Consider the following 21,721-nt stretch of genomic DNA (forward strand, 5'->3'; position numbering starts at 1 on the left):
CGTGGTCCCGGTCGCCCGGCCCCCGTCCGAGGGCGTCGGACCGGGCGGCCGGACGGGGTCAGTGCTCCTGCTCGGCCAGCGACTTGATGCCTTCGAGGGTGGCCGTCATGCCGGTGCGGAGCTCGTTCAGCCGGAAGTCGACGATCCGCTCCTCCAGTTCCGGCCTGGCGTCGATGACCAGGCTGGCGCCGCTGCGGCCCGGGCCGATCACCACCGACTGCAGCAGCCGGGTGCCGCCGTCCTCGGGGGTCAGCTCGAAGCGCCACCGGGCCAGTGCCCCGCCGAGGTCGGACACCGGCTCGCCGTAGCGGCCGTCCGCGTCCATCACTCCCCAGGCGAAGACGCGCCGGCCGTCCGGCCCCTCCGGCCCCGTCCCGTCGGCCGGCCCGTCATCCGGCCCGGTCAGCTCCGTCACCTCGGAGACCGTCCGCCAGTCGGGCATGTCCGCCCGGCTGTTGTGCCCCTCGAAGCGGGCACCCACCGCGGGGGCGTCCGCGCCGCCCAGCCAGGAGACCCGCCGCAGCTCCGGGCTGAGCCGGGCCGGCAGGCCGATGTCCGTCACCAGCTCCCACACCCGGTCCACCGGTGCCCCGACGAGCACCTCGCACTGCGTACCCGGACCATCGGCGTACCGCATGTCCGCTCCCCCTCCGTCACATGTCATCGCTCTCGCACGGCGAGGTGCGCACCAAGGTGCGCACCGGCGTGCTCATCGTCCTGTCGTCCTGCTCGGATGCGGGTCGACACCCGCCCGTGCCCCGCCACGGCGTCCGGAACGCCGGGGAGGACAGCGGGCGGGTTGCCGCCCTGGGCCCTGGGTCGATGATCGATCCGGCGGAACACCCAAGTCAATCCGCCGATTTGCTGGGGAATCCCCAAGCGATACCTTGGGTCCCCGTGACCATCGACGACCTCCGCGTCTTCGCCGCCGTCTGCCGGGCGGGCTCGCTCAGTGCCGTAGCCCGCGACCTCGGCTGCACCCAGTCCGCCGTCAGCCAGCACGTGAAACGGCTCGAACGGGAGGTCGGCGTCGCCCTGATTGAGCGCCATCCGCGCGGGGTCGTCCCCACCAAGGCGGGGAACCTGCTGCGCACGGCGGTCGCCACCGGGCTCGGCGGCATCGACCACGCGCTGCACCGGATCGCCGAACTCGCGCGCGGCGAGGGCGGATCCGTACGGATCACCACCGGGGCCACCAGCATCCGGCACTTCATGTCCGCGGCCGTGGTGGACTTCCGGCGGCGCTTCCCCCGGGTCAGCCTGGAGTTCCAGACCGAGGTCTCCAGCCGCAGCTGCCTGGAGTCGCTCAACGCCGGCCGGGCCGACCTCGCCTGGATCACCCTCGGCGTCCCGGCCCGGGGCATCGACCAGCGGCCGGTGGTCGACCTGCCCTGGGTGCTCGCGGTCGCGGCAGGCGACCCGCTCGCCGCCCGGGCCCGGATCGGGCCCGCCGACCTCCAGGACGCCCGGCTGATCGGGCTGCCGCAGAACTCCGTCTCCCGCTCCCAGGTCGAGGCCTGGCTGGGGAAGTCGGGCGTCCGGCCGGTCTTCGACACCAGCGTCGCGGACTGGGACACCGCGATCCTGCTCGCCGGGCTCGGCCTCGGCCACGCCGTCGTCCCCGCCCTCCCGCAGTGGCAGGGCCCCGGCCACCCCGGCCTGCGGCTGCTCCCGCTGCCCGACCTGCCCGCCCTCACCGCCGGCTGGGCCGTCCGGGACTGGGACAACCTCGGCCCGCTCGCCCGCGCCTTCGCCGACACCGTCGCCGCCCACTGCGGCCGCGAACCCCTGCCGGCCGCCGGCCCGGAGGAGGGGACTGCCGGGATGTGACCGGCCAAGGCCGCCCCTCATCCTGCCGGGCCGCCCGGTCCCCGCCCTGCACCGCGAGCGCCACCTCGCGGCGCAACTGCCGTGGCAGTCCGGGCCGCCCGGCGGCCACGAGAATTCAGCAGCCGTAGAAGGAGTGGCCGCACCCGATCTCTGTGAAGCCCCGGCGGCCGTACCACGCGCGCGGCCAGTCCGCCGCGTCCGCGAGCAGGAACAGCCGGGGGATGCCGGCCTCGGCCGCCAGCGCCAGGCCGGTCGCCAGCAGGGTGTCGCCGTGCCCCGCGCCGCGGTGCCGCGACCCGGTCACCAGGTCCTCCAACTGGGCCAGCCCGACGTCCGGTTCGAGGTAGAGGTCGCTCCAGGCGGCGACCTCGCCGGCCGGTGTCCGCACGGCCAGGAAGTGCACCCTCCCGGCGCCGCGCAGCCGGGCGGTGCGGCGGTCGGTGAGCTGCCGGCCGACCTCCTCGTCCTCGGTCCACTCCCGCTGCTGGCGCAGCACCGCCTCCCGCATCCCGACCAACTCCACGGGGAGCGCGGCCGGTTCGGGACGCGGGCAGCCTTCCGTCGACCGGGTCAGGATCACCTCGCCCTGCCGCTCCCACCCCGCCGCCGCCAGCACCGGGGCGGCCCGCCCGCCGAACTCCGGGTCCAGCACGGTGATGCGGTACCGAGGGCGTCGTCCCAGCCACCGGGCGGCCAGCCCGGGCAGCGTCGCCGGGTCGGTACCCGGGCCCTCGACGATCAGCTGGTTGTGCTCCTCGGAGCGGCCGAACTCGGCGTTCCGGACGGCGAACACCCCCGGAAACTCCGGACGTTCGACGAGCTCCCGCGCCTGGCGGCGGGCGAAGGCGGCGCGGAAGGCGGTCACGCGGGCAAGCAGATCCGACATCCGGCCATGATCAGCCCGCGACCCGCCCGCGGACAACGGTTTTCCGGCACCGCCTCAGGAGGCCGCACAGGAGGCCGCACAGGAGGCCTCAACGCTCCAGGAAGCGCCGGATGCCGTCCCGCACGCCGTCGGTCGGCACGGTCGCCGCGAAGGCCGCCGCCTCCACCGCGAGCCCCTCGTCGATCGGCAGGTTGATGCCGCGGGTCACGGCCCGCAGGCAGGCGGCCACGGCCGTCGGCGCGTGCCGGACGATCCGCTCGGCCAGGTGCCGTGCCGCGTCCAGCAGTTCGTCCGCCGGGACGACCGAGTTGACCAGGCCGATCTCGGCGGCGCGGGCGGCCGGGATCGGGTCACCGGTGAGGATCATCTCCAGGCCGCGCTTGCGGCCGACGTGCCGCGGCAGCCGCTGCGAACCGCCGAAGGGCGGCGGGAAGCCGAGCGAGATCTCCGGCTTGGCGAAGGTCGCGTGCTCGGCCGCCACGGCCAGCGGGGCCGCCTCGGTGATCTCGCAACCACCGCCGTAGGCAAGGCCGTTGACGGCCACGATGACCGGCTTGGGGAACTCCTCGATCCGCCGGGTGAGGGTGTGTCCGCGCCGGACGAACTCGCGCAGCGCCCGCTCGGGACCGCCCGCGATGCTGGCCGCCAGGGACGGGATGTCGGCACCCGCGCTGAACGCCCGGCCGCCGGCGCCGGTGAGGATCACGGCGCGGACGGTGTCGTCGGCGTCGATCCGGTCGAGTTCGGCGAGCAGCGCGTCGATCGTCGGGTAGTCGAGGGCGTTGAGCTTCTTCTCCCGGTCGATGGTGAGGGTGACGACGTGCCGGTCCCGCTCGCTGCGGATGGTCATGGGCGCGTGCTCCGTTCCTGGCTCGCTGCTGGATGTGACGAGGTTAGGAACACCTGCCCAGGACAATCCACTTATTGTCCTGGATACACTCGGGCACACGCCCGTGCACGCCCGCACCTCCACTCCCGGGAACGGCAGGTGACCCGACCCGTGCGGCCGCCCTCCTACAAGGCCATCGTCGACGAGTACGCGACCGCCATCCGCTCCGGCGCGCTCCCGGCCGGCACCCGGCTGCCGACCCACCGCACCCTCGCCCGCGAACGGCGGATCGCCCTCGCCACCGCCACCCGGGTCTACGCCGAACTGGCCGCCGCCGGGCTGGTGGTGGGCGAACAGGGCCGCGGCACCTTCGTCCGGCTGCGCGCCGGCTACGACGGCCTCGAACCCTCCCGCGCCCTCCCGGTGCCCCGGGTGGCCGACCTCTCCTTCAACCAGCCGCTCGCCCCCGGGCAGGGCGACCAGCTGCGGCAGGCGCTGCGCGCGCTCGCCTCCTCCGGCGACGCCGAGGCCCTGCTGCGCCAGCACCCGCCGGGCGGCCACCGGCACGACCGGGCCGCGGTGGCCACCCACCTGCTGGACCGCGGGATCGACACCGCCCCCGAGAACGTCCTGCTCACCAGCGGGGCGCAGCAGGCCCTGGACTGCGTCCTGCGCACGCTCACCCGTCCCGGGGACGTCCTCGCCGTGGACGCGCTCGGCTACCCGGGCATCAAGCTGCTCGCCACCGCCCACGGGCTGGATCTGGCCCCCGTCCCGGTCACCGCTGCGGGCCCGGACCTCGACGCGCTCGACCGGCTCTGCCGCACCCGGCCGGTACGGGCGGTGTACACCCAGCCGACCGTCCACAACCCGCTCGGCTGGGTGCTCGGCCCGGCGCAGCGCGAGCGCCTCGTCCGGCTCGCCGCCGACCACGGCTTCACCCTGATCGAGGACGGCACCTACGCCTTCCTGGAGGCCGCGCCGCCTCCGCCCCTGCACGCCCTCGCCCCCGGGCGCACCTGCTACGTGGCCGGCCTCTCCAAGAGCGTGGCGCCGGGCCTGCGGTTCGGGTTCGCCGTCCTGCCCGACCACCTGCTCCGGGCCGCCACCACCAGTCTGCGCACGACGGCCTGGGGTGCCCCCGGCCTGATCACCGCCCTCGCCACCGGCTGGCTCGCCGACGGTACGGTCGCCCGCCTGGAACGGGAACGCCGCACGGACGCCGCCGCCCGCCAGGCCGTCGCCCGCACCGCCCTGGCCGGCCTCACCACCACCGCCCACCCCACCTCGTACATCCTCTGGCTCAGCCTCGAACCCCATCAGCGCCCCGACCACGCGGCCGCCGCCCTGGCCGCCGAGGGCATCCTGATCTCCACCGCCGACGCCTTCGCCACCACCCCCCACCACCCCAACGCCCTGCGTCTGGCCCTCGCCACGCCCCCGCTCCCCACCCTCCCCGCCGTCCTCACCCACCTCCGCACCACCCTCGACGCCATCGCCCCCTAGCCACCACCCCCTAGCCACCGCCCCGCCGGCACCGGAAGTCGGCCCGGCCGACTTCCCGCTCCTCCCTACTCCGCCCCCACCCCCGCCCCGCGCGCGAAGCGGGCACTCCAGTCGGCGAGCAGGCTCCGCAGGGCGTCCGGGGCGATCACCTCGAACTCGGCGCCGAGCGAGCCCAGGGCCATGGCCGGCCAGTCGAGCGAGTCGGCGGTCATCCGCAGCCGGCAGCGGTGCGGGGTGACGGGCTCCACGGTGCCCCAGCGGCCGACCCTGGCCCGGACGTGGTCCGCCGACGCCTCGATCAGGGCCTCCACCTGGTGCGGCCGGGGCATGCCGTGGAGGCCCGCGCGGACGAACTCCGCCGCGTCGGCGGCCGGGAGGGTGCGCGGGGCGAAGCGGGCGCCGCTGCCGGACGGGGCGGTGAGGCGGTCGAGGCGGAAGCTGCGCCAGTCGGCCCGGTCGAGGTCGTACGCGACCAGGTACCAGCGGCGGTTCAGGCAGACCAGCCGGTGCGGTTCGACGTGCCGTTCCGTACCGCGCCCGTCGGCGGCCGTGTAGGAGAACCGCACCCGCTCGTCGTCCCGGCAGGCGAGCGCCACGACCGTCAGGACGTCCGGGTCGACGCCCGCGCCCGCCCGCGTCCCCCAGTCCACCGGGACGGTCACCGCGCGCAGCGCCTCCACCCGCCGTCGCAGCCGGGCGGGCATCACCTGGACGACCTTCGCCAGCACCCGTACCGAGGCCTCGGCGACCCCCTCCACCGGGCTCTCGGCCGCCGCCTGCAACCCGACCGCGAGGGCCACCGCCTCCTCGTCGTCGATCACCAGCGGCGGCAGTGCCGCGCCCGCCGCCAGCTGGTAGCCGCCGTCGACGCCGCGCTGGGCCTCGACGGGGTAGCCGAGTTCGCGCAGCCGGTCGACGTCGCGGCGCAGGGTGCGGACGGAGACGCCGAGCCGGTCGGCCAGTTCCTCGCCCGGCCAGTACCGGTGGGTCTGGAGCAGGGAGAGCAGTCGCAGCGTCCGGGTGCTGGTGTTCGCCATGCCGTCGATTCTGCCCGGGATTCAGGACAGGAAGTGGCCGCAATGGTCCGTAGCGTTGTTCTTGTCCGAGGGAACAAGGAATCGAACGGAAGGCATGACGATGACCACGACCACGACCCCCGCCGCCACCACCCCCGCGCTGACCGGCGAGCGCGCCGACCTCCTGGTGGCCCTGCAGAAGCAGCGGCACTTCCTGCGCTTCACCACCCGCGACCTCACCGACGAGCAGGCCGGCCTGCGGACCTGTGCGAGCGAGCTCTGCCTGGGCGGCCTGATCAAGCACGTGACCAGCGTCGAGCGGGTCTGGGCGGCGTTCATCCTGCGGGGCCCGTCCGCGATGCCCGACTTCATGAACTGGACCGAGGAGGACCTCGCCCGCCGCGCGGACGAGTTCCGCATGCTGCCCGGCGAGACGCTGGCCGGTGTCCTCGCGGCCTACGCCGAGGTGGCCGCCCGCACCGACGAGCTGGTGGCCGAGCTCCCCGACCTGGACGCCACCCAGCCGCTGCCGAAGGCCCCCTGGTTCGAGGCGGACGCCGAGTGGTCGGCCCGCCGGGTGCTGCTGCACGTCGCCAACGAGACCGCCCAGCACGCCGGTCACGCCGACATCATCCGGGAGTCCCTGGACGGTGCGAAGAGCATGGGCTGAGCCCGGCCCGCACCACAGCAGCACAGCAGCACAGCACCACGGCACCGCCGGTGCGGGGGCCCGTCGGCGACACACCCGACGGGCCCCGCCGTCGCCCTCAGGCCCGCCCGACGAAGGTGAACCCGGCCCCGTCGACCACGCCACGGACCAGGGCCTCGTCCAGCGGCTGCGCGGAGGCCACGGTGACCCGGCCGCTCGGCGCGTCGGCACTGACGTCGGTGACGCCCGGCAGGACGGCGAGCCCGGCGCTGACCGTCTTCTCGCAGTGGCCGCAGCTCATGCCGTCGACGGCGAATACGGCGGTGGTGGACATGACGGCGCCTCCGATGGCGTTCCGGACGGGACGGGCTCGACCCGGACGGATCGAACCCGGCCGGATCGATCCGGGCGGATCGAACCCGACGGGTCGGCTCCGACGGATCGGCTCCGACGGATCGACCCGCCCTACGACACCCGATTCCGAAGGCGCCGCCCAGGGACACGCCGCCCGGGTGACACCATCGAGCGTTTCCGGGAACCGTCCGGGCCTCCCGTCCGACAGAGCCCGTGGCGTGGCACCCGCCACGTCCTGAACCGCCGCCGAGCCACGCCCCGTTCCTCCAGGTACAACCCCTTTCGCCCGACCGGGCGGCGGCGCGGCCCGGCCGCCGATCGGCCGCCCGGCGCGCCGATCCCGTCCTGGAGCGCTTCCGCCATGTCCACCCCGGCCCCGGTCCACGCCCGCCCGGCCACCACCGCCCGCCTCACCCAGGCCCGCCCCGCCGAGGCCCGCGTCGCCCCGAGGCGCGGCACGTCCGGCCCCCCGGACGCGACGGGAGCGGGCCGTTGAGGGCGCTCGCGCGGCTCCGCCGCCGGAAGCCCCGGCACGGCGCTCTCGTCCTCGCGCCGGTCGCCGCGCTGACCGCCGGGCTGCTCTGCTGGCAGCCCTGGAACGGCGGCGGGGGCGAGGACCGGCTGGCGTTCACCACCGCGCCCGGCGGCTCCGCCCGCTTCGGCGCCGGCGAGCGGTTGTACCGCTACAAGGTGCGGGTGGAGGACGGGATCGCGGAGAGCCCGGCGCAGTTCGCCGCCGAGGTGGACGCGGTCCTCGGCGACGTCCGGCAGGGTTGGGCGGCCGACGGCACGGTCTCGTTCCAGCGGGTGTCCGCGGATCCGGTGGACTTCACCGTCTACCTGGCCACCCCGAGGTCCACCGACCGGATCTGCGGCCAGTACGGGCTGGACACCGGCGGCTGGGTGAACTGCGGCGTCACCCACCAGGTGGTGGTCAACCTCAAGCGGTGGACCGAGCTGTCCGAGTTCTACCAGGGCAGGCCCGAGCTGTACCACGCGCTCGCCGTCAACCACGAGGTCGGCCACATCCTCGGCCACGGCCACGTCGACTGCCCCGGCCCGGGCGCCCCGGCGCCGGTGATGATGCAGCAGATCAAGGGGCTGCACGGCTGCGTCCCCAACGGCCGGCCGTACTCGGACACCGGCACCCTGCTCACCGGCCCGCCCGTCCAGGCCCCCACCGGCGCGCCCTGACCCGCCGGCGCCCACCCCCCGTACCGGGCCGCCTCCCGAAACACGGATAATCCTGGTCGGACCGGACGCACCCGCACCGCGCGCCCGGTCCCGGTCGTGTCCGCAGTCGGTGCCGGTGGAGGAGAAGCGTTGAACGGTGTGCCCGGCGGGGAGATCCTGGACTGGCCGGTGCTGCTGGAGGCCTCCGAGGCCGCCGCCCGGGCGACCGCGGGCCGGGGCCGGGTCGCCGACTACATCCCGGCCCTCGCCACCGCCGACCCGGAGGCCTTCGGCATGGCCGTCGCCACCGTCGACGGGGAGCTGCACGGCGTCGGGGAGTGGGAGCGGCCGTTCTCCGTCCAGAGCGTCTCGAAGCTGTTCTCGCTCGCCCTCGCGGTGGCCTACGGCGGCGACACGCTCTGGCAGGGCGTCGGCCGCGAGCCGTCCGGCAACCCCTTCAACTCCCTGGTGCAGCTGGAGACCGAGCACGGCATCCCGCGCAACCCGTTCATCAACGCGGGCGCCCTGGTGGTCACCGACCGGCTCCACACCATGACCGGCGACGCCTCGGGCGCGGTACGGGAGTTCCTGCGCCGCGAGTCCGGCAACCCGCTGCTCGACACCGACCCGGTGGTCGCCGCCTCGGAGGCCGAACACGGCCACCGCAACGCCGCGCTGGCCCACTTCATCGCGAGCCACGGCAACCTGCGGAACCCGGTCGAAACCGTGCTGGAGCACTACTACGCCCACTGCGCCGTGGCCACCAGCTGCCGCGACCTGGTGCTGGCCGGTTCCTTCCTCGCCCGCTACGGCGTGCGCGCCGACGGCACCCGGCTGATGACCCGCAGCGAGGCCAAGCGGATCAACGCCGTCCTGCTCACCTGCGGCACCTACGACGCCGCCGGCGAGTTCGCCTTCCGGGTGGGGCTGCCCGGCAAGAGCGGCGTCGGCGGCGGCATCCTCGCGATACTCCCCGGCCGCGCCGCCGTCTGCGCCTGGGGCCCGCGCCTGGACCAGGCGGGCAACTCCGTGGCCGCGGTCGCCGCCCTGGACACCCTGACCACCCTCTCCGGGTGCTCGGTGTTCTGACCTCGAAGCCCCCGGCCCCCGGCCCCCGGCGAGAGCGGGAACGCGGGCCCCGGCCGTCCGCACAGCGACCGGGACCCGCGGGTCCGATGCGAGCGCCCCACCCCGGGGGCGCCCTCCCCGAAGGGCCTACTCCACCGTCACGCTCTTCGCCAGGTTGCGCGGCTTGTCCACGTCGCGGCCGAGGGCGACGGCGGCGTGGTAGGCCAGCAGCTGGAGCGGGATGTTGAGCAGCAGCGGGTCCAGCTCGGGCTCGCTCTTGGGCACCAGGATGCAGTGGTCCGCGAGCTTCTCCTCCGGCCGCCGGTGGGCGACGGCGATGACCCGCCCGGAGCGGGCCTTGATCTCGCCGAGCGTGGTCAGGTTCTTGTCCAGCAGCTCGTCGTCCGGAACCAGCGCCACGGTGGGCAGTTCGGGGCTGATCAGCGCCAGCGGGCCGTGCTTGAGCTCGCTCGCCGGGTAGGCCTCGGCGTGCACGTAGGAGATCTCCTTGAGCTTCTGCGCGCCCTCGCGGGCCGCCGGGTATCCGCGCACCCGGCCGATGAACATCATGCCGGTCGAGTCGGCGTACTCGGCGGCGAGTTCGGCGATGGCCTCGCTCTGCTCCAGCACCTCGCGGATCTGGTCGGGCAGCGCCTGGAGCGCCGAAACGATCCGGCGCCCGTCGGCGGGCGACAGGTCGTGGATGCGCCCGAAGTGCAGGGCGAGCAGCGCGAAGGCGACCACGGTGGAGGTGAACGCCTTGGTGGAGGCGACGGAGACCTCCGGACCGGCGTGCAGGTAGATGCCGCCGTCACACTCTCGGGCGATAGCACTGCCCACGGTGTTGACGACGCCGAGCACCCGGCCGCCCTTGCGCTTGACCTCCTGGACGGCGGCCAGCGTGTCGTAGGTCTCGCCGGACTGGCTGACCGCCACGTACAGGGTGTCCGCCTCGATCACCGGGTTGCGGTAGCGGAACTCCGAGGCCGGCTCGCTGTGCGCGGGGATGCGGGCCAGCTCCTCGATCAGCTGCGCGCCCATCTCGCCCGCGTAGTAGGCCGATCCGCAGCCGAGGATCTTCACCCGGCGGATCTCGCGCAGCTCCCGGGCGTCCAGGTTGAGGCCGCCGAGGTGCGCGGTGGCGAAGCGCTCGTCGAGCCGGCCGCTCAGGGTGCGCTCGACCGAGCCGGGCTGCTCGTGGATCTCCTTGAGCAGGAAGTGCTCGAAGCCGCCGGTGTCGTAGGAGTCGACCTCCCAGTCCACGGTGGACGGCTGGCGGTGCGTGGTGCGGGCGTCCGCGGTGAAGGTGCGGAAGCCGTCGGCCCGGACGGTGGCCAGCTCGCCGTCCTCCAGGTGGACGACCTGGCGGGTGTAGCGGACCAGCGCGGAGACGTCCGAGGCGGCGAACATCTCCTTCTCGCCGATGCCCAGCACGATCGGGCTGCCGTTGCGGGCGACCACGATCCGGTCCGGCCGCTCGGCGTCGAGCACCGCGATGCCGTAGGTGCCGACCACCCGGCCGAGCGCGGCCCGGACCGCGTCCTCCAGCTCGACGCCCTCGGTGACGTTCGCGGCGATCAGGTGGGCGAGCACCTCGGTGTCGGTCTCGGAGCGGAACACCGCGCCGTCGGCGGTGAGCTTGGCGCGCAGCTCGTCGGCGTTCTCGATGATGCCGTTGTGGACGACGGCGATCCGCTCGGCGTTGTCGAGGTGCGGGTGCGCGTTGGCGTCGCTGGGGACGCCGTGGGTGGCCCAGCGGGTGTGGCCGATGCCGGTGGTGCCCTTGAACCGGGCCGGCACGGCGGCGGCCAGGTCGGCGACCCGCCCCTTCACCTTGCGGAGCTTGATGCCGCCGCTGCGTCCGGTGACGGCGACGCCGGCCGAGTCGTAGCCGCGGTACTCCAGCCGCGCCAGCCCCTCCAGCAGGAAGGGGGTCGCGTCCTTGGGGCCGATGTAGGCCACGATTCCGCACATGCGTGGTCTCCTCTTCGAAGTCTTCGGAAGGTCGGGAACGACGGCTCAGCCGTAGACGATCCGCCGCAGCTGGCGGGCCGAGAGCTCCGGCGCCGAGACCCGGCGCTGCGGGAGCTCCTCGGCGAGCCGGGCGAAGATCCGCTCGTTGGTCAGACCGCGTGCCTGGAGCTCGGTGTGGCGGCGGCGCACGTACTCCTCGGTGCTCTCGGAGAAGTACGCCAGCACCTCCGCCACGACCCGCGCCGCCTCCCGGGGCCCGAGCGGGCTGGTCCGGGTGAGGTGGGCGAGGAGGTCTTCGTGAGGGTGGGGTGAGCTCGGCACGAGTGAGGAGCCTAGGTCGGCCGGACCGCCGAAGCCAAAGTTTCTGCCCGAAATCGGGCAGACATTACGACAATCAGACCAACTCCACTCCTCTTGCGCATGCGACCGCCGGGCGGCCGCCCGATCACCCCCGTTCGCGAAAGCCCCTTGAAGCGGCACCAACTCCGCACGTAGCGTGACCCCCTGAACACGAAGCGGAAGACCGGAGGCTTGCTGATGTGCGGGATCACCGGATGGGTCGCGTTCGAGCGCGACCTCACCGCCGAACGGGGTGTCCTGGACGCGATGACGGCCACCCAGGCCCGCCGCGGCCCGGACGCCGGCGGCGTCCACCTGGAGCCGCACGCCGCGCTCGGCCACCGCCGGCTCGCGGTGATCGACATCGCCGGCGGCGTCCAGCCGATGACGGCCGAGCACGACGGCCGGACGCTGGCCGTGCTCACCTACAGCGGCGAGGTCTACAACCACCGCGAGCTGCGCGCGGAACTGGAGGCGGCCGGGCACCGCTTCCGCACCCGCAGCGACACCGAGGTGGTGCTGCGCGCCTACCTGGAGTGGGGCGAGCACCTGGCCGAGCGGCTCAACGGCATGTTCGCCTTCGCGGTCTGGGACGTCCGGCGCGAGGAGCTGCTGCTGGTCCGCGACCGGATGGGCGTCAAGCCGCTGTACTACCACCGCACCCCGGACGGCGTGGTCTTCGGCTCCGAGGTCAAGGCCCTGCTCGCCCACCCCGCCGTCCACCCGGTGGTGGACCTGGACGGGCTGCGCGAACTGCTCGGCTACACCCGCACCCCCGGCCTCACCCCGTACCGGGACATCCACGAGGTCCGGCCCGGGCACGTCCTCCGGGTGCGCCGCGAGGGCCTGTCGGCCCGCCGCTACTGGGCGCTGGAGGCACGCGAGCACCGCGACAGCCTGGAGGCCACCGTCGCCACCGTCCGGGCCCTGCTGGACGACATCGTGCACCGCCAGCTGGAGGCGGACGTCCCGCTCTGCTCGCTGCTCTCCGGCGGACTGGACTCCAGCGCCGTCACCGCCCTCGCCGCCCGGACCCTGGGCGCCGCCGGGGCCGGCCCGGTGCGCTCCTTCTCCGTCGGCTTCGCGGGGCAGAGCGAGACCTTCCACGCCAACGACGTCCGGCAGACCCAGGACGGCCCGTTCGCCCGGCTGCTCGCCGGGCACGTCGGCGCCGACCACAGCGTCGTCGAGCTGGACGCCGCCGACCTCACCGACCCGTCCCGGCGCTCCGTCGTGCTGCGCGCCCGCGACCTGCCCAACGGCGTGGGCGACATGGACACCTCGCTGCTGCTGCTCTTCCGGGGCGTGCGCCGCCATTCCACCGTCGCGCTGTCCGGTGAGTCCGCGGACGAGCTCTTCGGCGGCTACCGCTGGTTCCACGACCCGAAGACCATCGCCGTCGAGGACTTCCCGTGGGCGCTCGGCCTCACCGGCATCGCCGGCGGCGGAGCCACCCCGCGCGAGCACCTCCTGGACGCCGACCTGCTCCGCAAGCTCGACCTGGACGGCTACCGCAGGGCCCGCTACCGCGAGGCGATCGCCGAGGTCCCGCACCTGCCGACGGCGGATCCGCTCGAACGCCGGATGCGCGAGATCTCGTACCTCAACCTGACCCGCTTCGTCTGCATCCTGCTCGACCGCAAGGACCGGATGAGCATGGCCAACGGCCTGGAGGTACGGGTGCCGTTCTGCGACCACCGGCTGGTCCAGTACGTCTTCAACGCCCCGTGGGCGATGAAGTCCTTCGACGGACGGGAGAAGAGCCTGCTGCGCGCCGCCGTCCGGGACGTGCTGCCGGCCGCGGTCGCCGAGCGGCCGAAGAGCCCGTACCCGGTCACCACCGACCCGCACTACCCGGCGAAGCTGCGCGCCGAACTCGCCCGGCTCGCCGCCGAGGGCACCTCCCCGGCCCTGGGCCTGCTCGACCGGCGGCGCCTCGCCGACGCGCTCGCCCCGGACACCGACCCGCAGTCCGTCCGGCTGGCCGTCGACCTCGCACTGGACTTCGACGCCTGGCTGACGGACTACCAGGTGACGCTGGAGCTGTGAACGGTCGGATCCCTGGAACACCGGAAGCCCTGGAGCTCCGGGAGCCGGAGAACGGCAGGAGCCCCGGAACGGCGGCGCGCCGGGCGCTCGGGAGCAGGCGCCACCACCCGGACGGCGCAGTGGCCGACGTCCGCGCCCCCATACTCCGTTCGGGTGATTGTGGAGGAGCCATCCCGCCCGTTCCGGAGGTCCCACCGTGCGGTAGCGTCGCCGACACCTCCCGAATGGCGGACGAATACGCGGATTACCCGCTCATCTGCCGTCAGGATGGGAGCGAAACGTTCACCTCGATCCGCCGGGGGATCCCGTCATGCAGCCGCGAGTCTTCGCGATTCTCACCGCCCTGCTCCTGGGCGTCCTGGGCCTGGGGTCGGTGGCCGTCACCGACTGGTCGCCCGCGGCGGCCGGCACGGCCCCCGCCGCCGTCACCTCCGGGGCCCCCGCCACCGGGGCCCGGCCGGCCTCGGCCGGCCCCGCGAGCGCCACCCCGACCGGCGACCCGGCGGTGTGGACCCGCTCCACGCTGCGCAACAAGCTGATGGCCGAGATGGACGCCACCGACCCCGGCATCGCCCTGGCCGACCTCGACAAGATCACCAAGGAGAAGCCGTACACCGTGCGCTTCTGCCACCCGATCGCGCACGAGCTCGGCCACGCGGCGGTCAAGCGCTTCAACGCCGACTTCCAGAAGGTCATCTCCTTCCCGCACGAGACCTGCGCGGCCGGCTACCTGCACGGCGCGGTCGAGGAGATGCTCAACGCCTCCGCCCAGCCCGAGACGGACCTGCTCAAGCTCTGCGCGCCCAAGAACAGCGGCCCCTGCATCCACGGCGTCGGCCACGGCACGATGTTCGTGGTCAAGCAGGACGTCGCCAAGGCCCGCGACCTGTGCAACAAGTTCCCCTCCGACCAGAACAGGATCCGCTGTTCCGAGGGCCTGTTCATGCAGCTCTTCGGCCCGGACGAGGAGGACGAGCAGGCCAAGGCCAACCTGCCCGCCGACAAGCTGGCCCAGGACCCGCTCTACCCGTGCAAGGACCAGCCGGCACTGTTCCAGTCCGCCTGCTTCTTCTACGCCCCGACCTTCTACCTGTCCTCGCACGACTACCCGAACCACCCGGAGGTCTACGCCGAGGCCCTCAAGTGGTGCCTCAACGGCAAGGCCGGCGGCGGGGCGGTGGACTGCAGCCGCGGCGTCGGCTCGCGCACCATGAAGTACAACCTGGACCGCGAGGACTGGGCGGCCGAGCAGTGCGCCACCGCCGCCGACGGCTGGCAGCGCAAGGCCTGTGCCGAGGGCCTGGTGAGCTACTACACGGTCAACTACACCGACGGCGGCGCCGCCGGACGGCTCTGCGCCAAGATCACCAACAAGGAGATGCAGGGCTACTGCCGCTCGGCGAGCGGCCTGTCCGCCTCGCTGGACTGAGCGCCCGTCTCCCGGACCGGCACCCCCCGGTCTCAGCACGAGGGCCCGCGCCGCACGGCGCGGGCCCTTTGCGTAGGATCGCCCGATCATCGCCTGATCAGGGTGCGCCAAGGACGCCGCGCCTCGCCCCAGCCCCTCCCGGCCTCCCTGGAGCACGCCATGACCACCGAGGACCTCCCCGGCACCGACTTCCGCCGTGCCGCCCACGCCACCGCCGACCTGGTCTCCGACTACCTCGCCGAACTGCCCGGGCGCCCGGTCTGGCAGCCCATGGACGAGACCGCCCGCCGGGCCCTGCTCGACGCCCCGCTGCCCGCCGAGGGCCGCCCGCTCGACGAGCTGATCGCCGCCATCGGGCAGGACGTCCTGCCGTACCCGATGGGCAACGGCAACCCGCGCTTCTTCGGCTGGGTCAACTCCGCCCCCGCCCCCGCCGGGGTGCTCGCCACCCTCGCCGCCTCCGCGATGAACCCCAGCTCGGCCGGCGGCGACCACGCCGACGTCCACCTGGAGCGCGCCGTGGTCCGCTGGACGGCCGAGCTGGTCGGCTTCCCGCACCCGGCCGGCGGCGGCCTGCTCACCTCGGGCACCTCGATGGCGACGATCGTCTGCCTCGCCGCCGCCCGCGACCGCGCCGCCCGGCGGGCCGGCCGGGACGTCCGCGAGGAGGGCCTGGCGGGCCTGCCGCCGCTGGTCGGCTACGTCACCGGCGAGACCCACTCCTGCGTCCGCAAGGCCGCCGAACTCCTCGGCCTCGGCAGCCGGCAGCTGCGCACCGTGGCCACCGGCCCCGACGGCCGGCTGGACACCGCCGACCTGCGGGCGGCCGTCGAGCGCGACCGCGCGGCCGGCCTGCTGCCCTTCCTGGTGGTCGCCTCGGCGGGCACCGTCGGCACCGGCGCGGTGGACGAGTTCGGCCCGATCGCCGACCTCTGCGAGGAGCAGGGCCTCTGGCTGCACGTCGACGGCGCGTACGGCGCCCTCGGCCGGCTCGACCCGGCCATCGCCCACCGCTACGCCGGCCTGGAGCGGGCCGACTCGCTCGCCCTCGACCCGCACAAGTGGCTCGGCGTCCCGGTCGACTGCGGCTGCGCGCTGGTCCGCGACGCCGAGGAGCTGCGCGGCACCTTCAGCCTCGTTCCGTCCTACCTGCGCGACGAGGCGGCCGGCGCGCTCGGCTGGTTCTCCGAGTACGGCACCGAGCAGACCCGCCCGTTCCGGGCCCTCAAGGTCTGGGCCACCATCGCCCACAAGGGCCGCGCCGGCCTCGCCCGGGACATCGCCCGGTGCACCGCGCTGGCCCGACGGCTCGGCGAACTCGTCGAGGCCGACGAGGAGTTGGAGCTGCTCGCCAAGGTGCAGACCTCGATCGTGGCGTTCCGCCACCGCGCCCCCGGCCTGGACGGGGCCGCCCGCGACGCCCTCAACCGCGAGCTCCCCGTCGCCGTCCAGCGGCGCGGCCGGGTCTTCGTCACCGGCGCCCGCCTCGGCACCGCCGAGATGCTGCGCGCCTGCCTCCTCAACGCCACCACGACGGAGGCCGACCTCCGCCTCCTGCTCTCCGAGGTCAGGGCCGCGGCCCGCGACCTGCTCGCGTAACACGCCGTGACGGATCTTAACCGGCAGGTCACGACCGGGCCGTGAGCGGGAAACACCGGTCGGGCACGGTGGACGCCATGGAGCATTCGAAGCCCTCGTTCCGCCGTGCCCGCCGCTGGCGCCGCGACACCGTCGAACTCGCCGCCGCCTTCCTGTCCGTCACCGCCGCCGACCTGATCGCGAAGGTCGTCCTGCACGGCCCCGACGGCCCGGTCGTCCTCGCCGGCTCCGCCCTCGCCCTGCTCACCGGCGTCCTCCTGCACACCTGGTGGTCACCCCACGCCCCGCCGCCGACCACGCTCTGGCGCGTCCGCACCACCACCCTCGCCCACACCCCCACCACCCTCGCCGACCACCGGATCACCCTGCTCTCCCTCCACGCCCACCCCACCGCCGACGAACTCTTCCTCCGCACCCCCCACACCCTCACCCCCACCGCCCTCACCACCCTCCTCACCGCCACCGGCCACACCCTCCAGGACGCCCCGACCCGGATCGCCTGACCGGCGGCACCTCCCGCGGCCCCCGCACGCCGTCCGGCCGACGCCCGTCGAGACGCACCCCAGCACTTCGCCGGTGCGGGCCCGGGGCACGCACCGGCGAAGGGGGGTGGTCGCTCAGCCCTGGTCGGCGGGCTTCACGACGCAGACGGCCTTGCCGAGCATCGCGCCGAAGCCGCCGAGCAGGGCGCTGGTGACGGACTTGCAGGCGGCGGCCTCCTCCTGGGTCTTGGGCCCCTGGTTGCCGGAGGAGTTGACGGTGGAGGAGGCGACGGCCGCGGCCGGCTGGGCGAGGGCGAGCGGGGCGACGAGGAGCAGCGCGCCGCACGCGGCGGCCCGGACGGACTTCTGGAACACGGGGAACCCCTTCGGATCGGGTCGGGATCGGCGGAAAGCCGAGCCATCCCTATCCGAAGGGGCTCCCCCGCTCACGGATCCTGGGCCGTTCGTGAGCGCCCACATCATCCGATCAGCGGTCCGGGAGCTCCCCGGGGACCGTCCGTTCCACCTCCCGGATCGCGGCGGCCAGCTCGGCCACCCCGTGCTCCCGCAGCACCCCGTAGTGGTCGCCGGCCAGGTCGACCACGGTGGGCGGGGCGGCCGAGTAGCCGGTGCTGCCCTCGATGAAGGAGTAGTCGTCGCCCGCGGCCCTGAAGAGGGTCACCGGCGCGTCCAGCCGCCGCTCGGCGAGCTCGCGGAAGCTGTACTCGAACTCGTACGTCTCACCGACGATGCCGGTGATCCGCCGGATCAGCTCCTCGTCCAGTTCCGGCAGCATCCGGTGCACAGAGGCCACGAAGGTGGGCTCGTCCACCGTGTCGGCCAGGCAGCGCTCCAGGTCCGGGCCGCTGATCCGACCGGCGAACACCCCGAACAGGATGGTCAGGTACGCCGGGTTGGCGTACGAGGCCTCGCGGCCCCACCGCCGGCCGTCGGCCTGGCGCACCTTCGGGTTGCCCGGGCAGATCAGCAGCAGCCGCTCCACCCGCTGCCCGGCCTGCTCCAGCTGCCAGGCCGCCTCGAAGGCGACCCGGGCGCCGAAGGAGAAGCCCCACAGCGTGTACGGCCCCCGCGGCTGCACCCGGCGCAGCTCGGCGACGTCGGCGGCGGCCATCTCCCGGATGGTCGGGTACGGCGTCTCGCCCGGGTTGATGCCGTACGCCTGGATCCCGTAGAAGGCCCGGCCCCCGCTCGCCTCCCGGCCGAGCGGCCGCAGGTTCATCGGATAGCCGCCCAGTCCGGGCCAGCAGAACACCGCCCGGCCGGCCTCCCCCGGGTGCAGGGGTATCAGCCGCGAGGCCGTGGCGGCCTCGGCGCGCCCGCCGTCCGCACCGCGGGCCCGCTCGATGCGCGCGGCGAGCTCGCCCAGCCGGGGGCACTCGAAGAGCACCTGGAGCGGCAGGGCGGTGCCGAACTCCCGGTTGATCCGGTTGACCAGGGCGACGGCGATCAGCGAGTTCCCGCCGACGGCGAAGAACTCGTCCGTCACCGACACCTCCTCGTACGCCAGCGCCCGCCCCCAGGCCTCGGCCAGCCACCGCTCGCACCCGGTGGCCGGGGCCACGTACTCGCCCCGCACGTCGGCCGTGCTGACGGCCTCGGAGGCGGCCAGCGCCTTGAGGTCCACCTTGCCGTTCGCGGTGAGCGGCAGGGCGTCCAGCACCAGCACCCGGTTGGGCAGCATGTAGTCGGGCAGCAGGGTGGCCAGTTCGTCCTTGATGATCTCGGCCGGGCCCTTCATGTGGACGGTGTCCTCGCGCATGCCCTCACTGCGGATCTGCTCCTCGCTCACCTTCCCTCCGAGGAAGAAGTACGACGGGCCGGGGGTGATGCCGCGGCCGGCCAGGATCTCGTCGATGCGCCGCGAAGCGGGCAGCGGACGGCCCGACTTGGAGCTGTAGCCGGAGGACATGAAGCCCAGCGCCAGGCCGTTGCGCTGGAGGCGGTGCAGCACCGTGCCGAGCTCGACGTACTCCAGCCACTCCCGCTCGGCGCGGCCGACGGCCGTGATGCCGAACGCGGCCCGGGCGTAGACCGCCTGGTTGATCGCGATCACGTGCCGGGGCTCCACCACCTCGTCCGAGACGTGGGTCAACTCGCCGTCGGCGTACCGGTAGAGGCCGCCCGGCAGGCCGTCCACCCGGCCCTCGTGGGCCTGGACGTACAGCTCGGTGCGCTCGGCCGTGGCCGGGCCGCCGGCCCGGACGACCGCGAAACCGCCCAGGTAGTGGTCCTCCTCGGCGACGTCCAGCCGGTCCTTGACCGCAGGGTCGAGGCCGAGCGGACGCACGTCCAGCCCGTACTCGGGCAGCACCTCCTCCAGGACGCCCAGCATGTGGCCGGTCTCGAACTCCAGCACCTCCCGGATGTTGTTCCGGTAGACCGGCTCGATGGCGCCGTGCTTCCCGGAGAAGTGCAGCGTCAGCCAGGCGCCGCCCGCGGGGCCGCCCGCAGGGCCCGCCGCGGCCTCGGCCGGCCCGATCCGGACCAGGACGTGCTCGACCGGGTGGTAGTAGTACAGCCCGGCCGCGAGCCCGTCCAGGCCGCCGGTCTCCAGGTACAGCTGGGTCGCGTACAGCGCGCCGGGCGAGGCGTAGGCGTACTTCGGCAGCAGCCGCTCCTCGCTGTGGAACTGGCCGAACCACCGCAGGACACAGCCGAGTTCGGGCAGGCCCAGCAGCTCCAGGTCACGACCGGAGGCGGCGGCCGGGCGCGGGGCGAGCAGCGCGGTGAGGTCGTCCCGGGTGACCGCGCCGCCGTCGTAGAACCGGTAGGTCTTGCGGGCGAAGACCGCCCGGCGCTGGGTCTCGGTCTCCTTCCGTCCGGGCAGCTCGACCCGCTCGCGGCCCGCAAGCGCGGCCCGGTCGCGCAGGCCCGGGTCGGACAGCTGGGCCTTGACCTGGAGCTTGCTCGCCTTGGACTGGTGGTGGCCGCCGTGGTCGCCCTGGTCCATCAGGGCGGCCTCGCGCGGGTTGAGCTCGACGCAGGCGACCAGGTTCTGGTGCCCGGTACGGCCGTCCCCGGTGACGACCGCGGCCGAGCGGCGGACCCAGGTGTGCTCCTCGATCGCGCGGGCGATCTCGTCCAGCTCGACCCGGTACCCGCGCAGCTTGACCTGGTTGTCCACCCGGCCGGCGAACTGGAGGGTGCCGTCCGGGTTCCACCGCACGAGGTCGCCGGTGCGGTACAGCCGCTCGCCGGGGGCGAACGGGGAGCGGACGAACCGCTCCGCGGTCAGCTCCGGCCGGTTCAGGTAGCCGCGGGCCAGCTGGACGCCGCCGATGTACAGCTCGCCCACGCCGTCGGCGGCCACCGGCACCAGCTCCTCGTCGAGGACGTAGCACTGGGTGTCGGCGACCGGCCGGCCGATCGGCACCGAGCCGGCGCCGTCGGCCGGGTCGGCCGGGTCGACCAGGTGCGAGGTGGCGTTGATGGTGCACTCGGTCGGGCCGTACAGATTGACCAGCGCGGCCCGCGGCAGGGCCCGGCCGAGATCGCGGGCGAGCCGCCGGGAGAGCGCCTCACCGCCGGAGAACACCCTGGTCAGGCCGGTGCACGCGGAGAAGCCCTCGGTGTCCAGCAGTGCCCGGAGCAGGGTGGGCACGCACTGCAGCGCCGTCACCTCGTGCCGCCGGACGGCGGCGACCAGCGCCTCCGGGTCGCGGTAGAGGCCGGGCGTGCCGGCCACCACCCGGGCGCCGACGGCGGGGGCGAGGATCTCCCACTGCGCGGCGTCGAAGCTCATCGGCGTCTTCTGCAGCACGGTGACCTCGGGGTCGAGGTGGCCCTCGGAGTGCATCCAGCGCAGCTGGGAGACCACCGAGCGGTGCTCGATCATCACGCCCTTGGGCCGGCCGGTGCTGCCCGAGGTGTAGATCACATAGGCCAGCGACTCCGGCTCGACGGCCTCCCGCTCCGCCGCGCCCCGCTCCGCCGCGTCCTCCGCCGGCGGGGCCTCCTCGAAGGTGACGACCGCCGTTCCGGCCGGGGCCAGCGCGGCCAGCCGCTCGCGCAGGTGCGCCTGGGTGAGCACGATCCGGGTTCCGCTGTCCTCGATCATGTAGCGGAGCCGGTCCTCGGGGTACTCGGGGGACAGCGGGAGGTAGCCGGCCCCGGCGTACAGCACGCCCCAGGCGCCGGCGACCAGCTCGACGGACGGCTCGACGTACAGGCCGACGCAGCCGTCCGGGCCGGCGCCCAGGCGGCGCAGCCGCTCGGCCAGCCGGCGGGCGGTCCCGGACAGCTCCCGGAAGGTGAGGCCGCCCTCGGCGCCGAGCACGGCCGGCGCGTCGGGCCGCAGGTGCGCCTGCCCGTCGAGCAGGCCGGTGAGCGCGGTGCCGACCGGAGCGCGGCGGGCGTGCGGGACGGCGGCGGTGTCGGTGCCGGTAGTGGTGGTGGTAGGGACTGACGGGGTGTCGCGCATGGAAACGGCCTTCGGTGCGTGGACGTACGGGGCCCGGCCTCCTGCTCACCAGGAGCGCCGGGAACGCCACCCACCGTCGGCCGCCCGCCGTCCCGTC

The 21,721-nt window shown here is 74.3% G+C and carries 19 protein-coding genes; 10 read left to right on the forward strand and 9 right to left on the reverse strand.

Annotated features, from left to right (window positions below; genetic code table 11):
• Positions 1-58: 58 nt before the first annotated feature.
• Positions 59-637 (reverse strand): SRPBCC family protein, encoded by a 579-nt coding sequence (locus ACFWP2_RS08275; RefSeq protein WP_380449458.1) that lies wholly within the window; start codon positions 635-637, stop codon positions 59-61.
• A gap of 260 nt (positions 638-897) precedes the next feature.
• Between ACFWP2_RS08275 and ACFWP2_RS08280 the strand changes: the two genes are divergently transcribed.
• A complete protein-coding gene (locus tag ACFWP2_RS08280; RefSeq protein WP_380449459.1) occupies positions 898-1,830 on the forward strand; it encodes a LysR family transcriptional regulator in 933 nt (310 codons plus the stop codon).
• Positions 1,831-1,945: 115 nt separating this feature from the next.
• Here the strand turns inward: ACFWP2_RS08280 and ACFWP2_RS08285 are convergent, their stop codons facing one another.
• Positions 1,946-2,716 (reverse strand): GNAT family N-acetyltransferase, encoded by a 771-nt coding sequence (locus tag ACFWP2_RS08285; RefSeq protein ID WP_380449460.1) that lies wholly within the window; start codon positions 2,714-2,716, stop codon positions 1,946-1,948.
• A gap of 88 nt (positions 2,717-2,804) precedes the next feature.
• Complete coding sequence (locus tag ACFWP2_RS08290; protein WP_380449461.1) at positions 2,805-3,566, reverse strand: crotonase/enoyl-CoA hydratase family protein; 762 nt, start codon at positions 3,564-3,566, stop codon at positions 2,805-2,807.
• A gap of 138 nt (positions 3,567-3,704) precedes the next feature.
• Here ACFWP2_RS08290 and ACFWP2_RS08295 point away from each other — a divergent pair, with 138 nt between their 5' ends.
• A complete protein-coding gene (locus tag ACFWP2_RS08295; RefSeq protein WP_380449462.1) occupies positions 3,705-5,051 on the forward strand; it encodes a PLP-dependent aminotransferase family protein in 1,347 nt (448 codons plus the stop codon).
• Positions 5,052-5,116: 65 nt separating this feature from the next.
• On the opposite strand, the gene ACFWP2_RS08300 is transcribed toward ACFWP2_RS08295, so the two are convergent.
• A complete protein-coding gene (locus ACFWP2_RS08300; RefSeq protein WP_380449463.1) occupies positions 5,117-6,088 on the reverse strand; it encodes a helix-turn-helix transcriptional regulator in 972 nt (323 codons plus the stop codon).
• Between the two features lie 94 nt (positions 6,089-6,182).
• Between ACFWP2_RS08300 and ACFWP2_RS08305 the strand changes: the two genes are divergently transcribed.
• The gene (locus tag ACFWP2_RS08305; RefSeq protein ID WP_380449464.1) at positions 6,183-6,737 is read left to right on the forward strand and encodes a DinB family protein; all 555 of its coding nucleotides are present in this window, start codon (positions 6,183-6,185) and stop codon (positions 6,735-6,737) included.
• Positions 6,738-6,834: 97 nt separating this feature from the next.
• Here the strand turns inward: ACFWP2_RS08305 and ACFWP2_RS08310 are convergent, their stop codons facing one another.
• Positions 6,835-7,050 carry a heavy-metal-associated domain-containing protein gene (locus ACFWP2_RS08310; RefSeq protein ID WP_359898470.1) on the reverse strand — a complete coding sequence of 72 codons (216 nt, stop codon included), beginning with the start codon at positions 7,048-7,050 and terminating at the stop codon, positions 6,835-6,837.
• Positions 7,051-7,431: 381 nt separating this feature from the next.
• Between ACFWP2_RS08310 and ACFWP2_RS08315 the strand changes: the two genes are divergently transcribed.
• From ACFWP2_RS08315 to ACFWP2_RS08325, 3 genes are all read left to right on the forward strand, one after another.
• Positions 7,432-7,566: a hypothetical protein gene (locus tag ACFWP2_RS08315; protein ID WP_380449465.1), complete on the forward strand. Its 135-nt coding sequence runs from the start codon at positions 7,432-7,434 to the stop codon at positions 7,564-7,566.
• Positions 7,563-8,264, forward strand: coding sequence for a DUF3152 domain-containing protein (locus ACFWP2_RS08320; RefSeq protein ID WP_380449466.1), 702 nt, complete (start codon positions 7,563-7,565; stop codon positions 8,262-8,264). Before ACFWP2_RS08315 ends, ACFWP2_RS08320 begins: the two co-directional genes overlap by 4 nt.
• Before the next feature lie 156 nt (positions 8,265-8,420).
• Positions 8,421-9,332, forward strand: a complete 912-nt coding sequence (locus ACFWP2_RS08325) for a glutaminase (RefSeq protein WP_380449603.1) — start codon at positions 8,421-8,423, stop codon at positions 9,330-9,332.
• A gap of 126 nt (positions 9,333-9,458) precedes the next feature.
• On the opposite strand, the gene glmS is transcribed toward ACFWP2_RS08325, so the two are convergent.
• On the reverse strand, positions 9,459-11,285 hold the full coding sequence (gene glmS / locus ACFWP2_RS08330) for a glutamine--fructose-6-phosphate transaminase (isomerizing) (protein ID WP_380449467.1): 1,827 nt from the start codon (positions 11,283-11,285) through the stop codon (positions 9,459-9,461).
• Positions 11,286-11,330: 45 nt separating this feature from the next.
• Positions 11,331-11,606 (reverse strand): hypothetical protein, encoded by a 276-nt coding sequence (locus ACFWP2_RS08335; RefSeq protein WP_355254796.1) that lies wholly within the window; start codon positions 11,604-11,606, stop codon positions 11,331-11,333.
• Positions 11,607-11,822: 216 nt separating this feature from the next.
• Here ACFWP2_RS08335 and asnB point away from each other — a divergent pair, with 216 nt between their 5' ends.
• The 4 genes from asnB (at position 11,823) to ACFWP2_RS08355 (ending at position 17,204) form a co-directional block, all read left to right on the forward strand.
• The gene (asnB, locus tag ACFWP2_RS08340) at positions 11,823-13,673 is read left to right on the forward strand and encodes an asparagine synthase (glutamine-hydrolyzing) (RefSeq protein ID WP_380449468.1); all 1,851 of its coding nucleotides are present in this window, start codon (positions 11,823-11,825) and stop codon (positions 13,671-13,673) included.
• A 310-nt stretch (positions 13,674-13,983) separates the two neighbouring features.
• Positions 13,984-15,102, forward strand: coding sequence for a hypothetical protein (locus ACFWP2_RS08345; protein WP_380449469.1), 1,119 nt, complete (start codon positions 13,984-13,986; stop codon positions 15,100-15,102).
• 159 nt (positions 15,103-15,261) lie between these two features.
• Positions 15,262-16,701 carry a pyridoxal phosphate-dependent decarboxylase family protein gene (locus ACFWP2_RS08350; RefSeq protein WP_380449470.1) on the forward strand — a complete coding sequence of 480 codons (1,440 nt, stop codon included), beginning with the start codon at positions 15,262-15,264 and terminating at the stop codon, positions 16,699-16,701.
• Positions 16,702-16,778: 77 nt separating this feature from the next.
• Positions 16,779-17,204, forward strand: coding sequence for a hypothetical protein (locus ACFWP2_RS08355; RefSeq protein ID WP_380449471.1), 426 nt, complete (start codon positions 16,779-16,781; stop codon positions 17,202-17,204).
• A gap of 114 nt (positions 17,205-17,318) precedes the next feature.
• Here ACFWP2_RS08355 and ACFWP2_RS08360 read toward each other — a convergent pair whose 3' ends face one another.
• Together ACFWP2_RS08360 and ACFWP2_RS08365 are read right to left on the reverse strand one after the other, a co-directional pair.
• Positions 17,319-17,558, reverse strand: coding sequence for a hypothetical protein (locus ACFWP2_RS08360; protein ID WP_380449472.1), 240 nt, complete (start codon positions 17,556-17,558; stop codon positions 17,319-17,321).
• Positions 17,559-17,670: 112 nt separating this feature from the next.
• Complete coding sequence (locus tag ACFWP2_RS08365) at positions 17,671-21,624, reverse strand: amino acid adenylation domain-containing protein (protein ID WP_380449473.1); 3,954 nt, start codon at positions 21,622-21,624, stop codon at positions 17,671-17,673.
• Between the last annotated feature and the right edge of the window lie 97 nt (positions 21,625-21,721).

It is taken from the genome of Kitasatospora sp. NPDC058444, assembly GCF_042721415.1.
In the GTDB taxonomy this organism is placed as follows: domain Bacteria; phylum Actinomycetota; class Actinomycetes; order Streptomycetales; family Streptomycetaceae; genus Kitasatospora.

Excerpts from the sequence above, each read along its gene's own strand:
- ACFWP2_RS08275 (WP_380449458.1), bottom strand. The coding sequence starts at position 637 with ATGCGGTACGCCGATGGTCCGGGTACGCAGTGCGAGGTGCTCGTCGGG.
- ACFWP2_RS08285 (WP_380449460.1), bottom strand. The coding sequence starts at position 2,716 with ATGTCGGATCTGCTTGCCCGCGTGACCGCCTTCCGCGCCGCCTTCGCC.
- ACFWP2_RS08290 (WP_380449461.1), bottom strand. The coding sequence starts at position 3,566 with ATGACCATCCGCAGCGAGCGGGACCGGCACGTCGTCACCCTCACCATC.
- ACFWP2_RS08300 (WP_380449463.1), bottom strand. The coding sequence starts at position 6,088 with ATGGCGAACACCAGCACCCGGACGCTGCGACTGCTCTCCCTGCTCCAG.
- ACFWP2_RS08305 (WP_380449464.1), top strand. The coding sequence starts at position 6,183 with ATGACGATGACCACGACCACGACCCCCGCCGCCACCACCCCCGCGCTG.
- ACFWP2_RS08310 (WP_359898470.1), bottom strand. The coding sequence starts at position 7,050 with ATGTCCACCACCGCCGTATTCGCCGTCGACGGCATGAGCTGCGGCCAC.
- ACFWP2_RS08315 (WP_380449465.1), top strand. The coding sequence starts at position 7,432 with ATGTCCACCCCGGCCCCGGTCCACGCCCGCCCGGCCACCACCGCCCGC.
- glmS (WP_380449467.1), bottom strand. The coding sequence starts at position 11,285 with ATGTGCGGAATCGTGGCCTACATCGGCCCCAAGGACGCGACCCCCTTC.
- asnB (WP_380449468.1), top strand. The coding sequence starts at position 11,823 with ATGTGCGGGATCACCGGATGGGTCGCGTTCGAGCGCGACCTCACCGCC.
- ACFWP2_RS08345 (WP_380449469.1), top strand. The coding sequence starts at position 13,984 with ATGCAGCCGCGAGTCTTCGCGATTCTCACCGCCCTGCTCCTGGGCGTC.
- ACFWP2_RS08350 (WP_380449470.1), top strand. The coding sequence starts at position 15,262 with ATGACCACCGAGGACCTCCCCGGCACCGACTTCCGCCGTGCCGCCCAC.
- ACFWP2_RS08355 (WP_380449471.1), top strand. The coding sequence starts at position 16,779 with ATGGAGCATTCGAAGCCCTCGTTCCGCCGTGCCCGCCGCTGGCGCCGC.
- ACFWP2_RS08365 (WP_380449473.1), bottom strand. The coding sequence starts at position 21,624 with ATGCGCGACACCCCGTCAGTCCCTACCACCACCACTACCGGCACCGAC.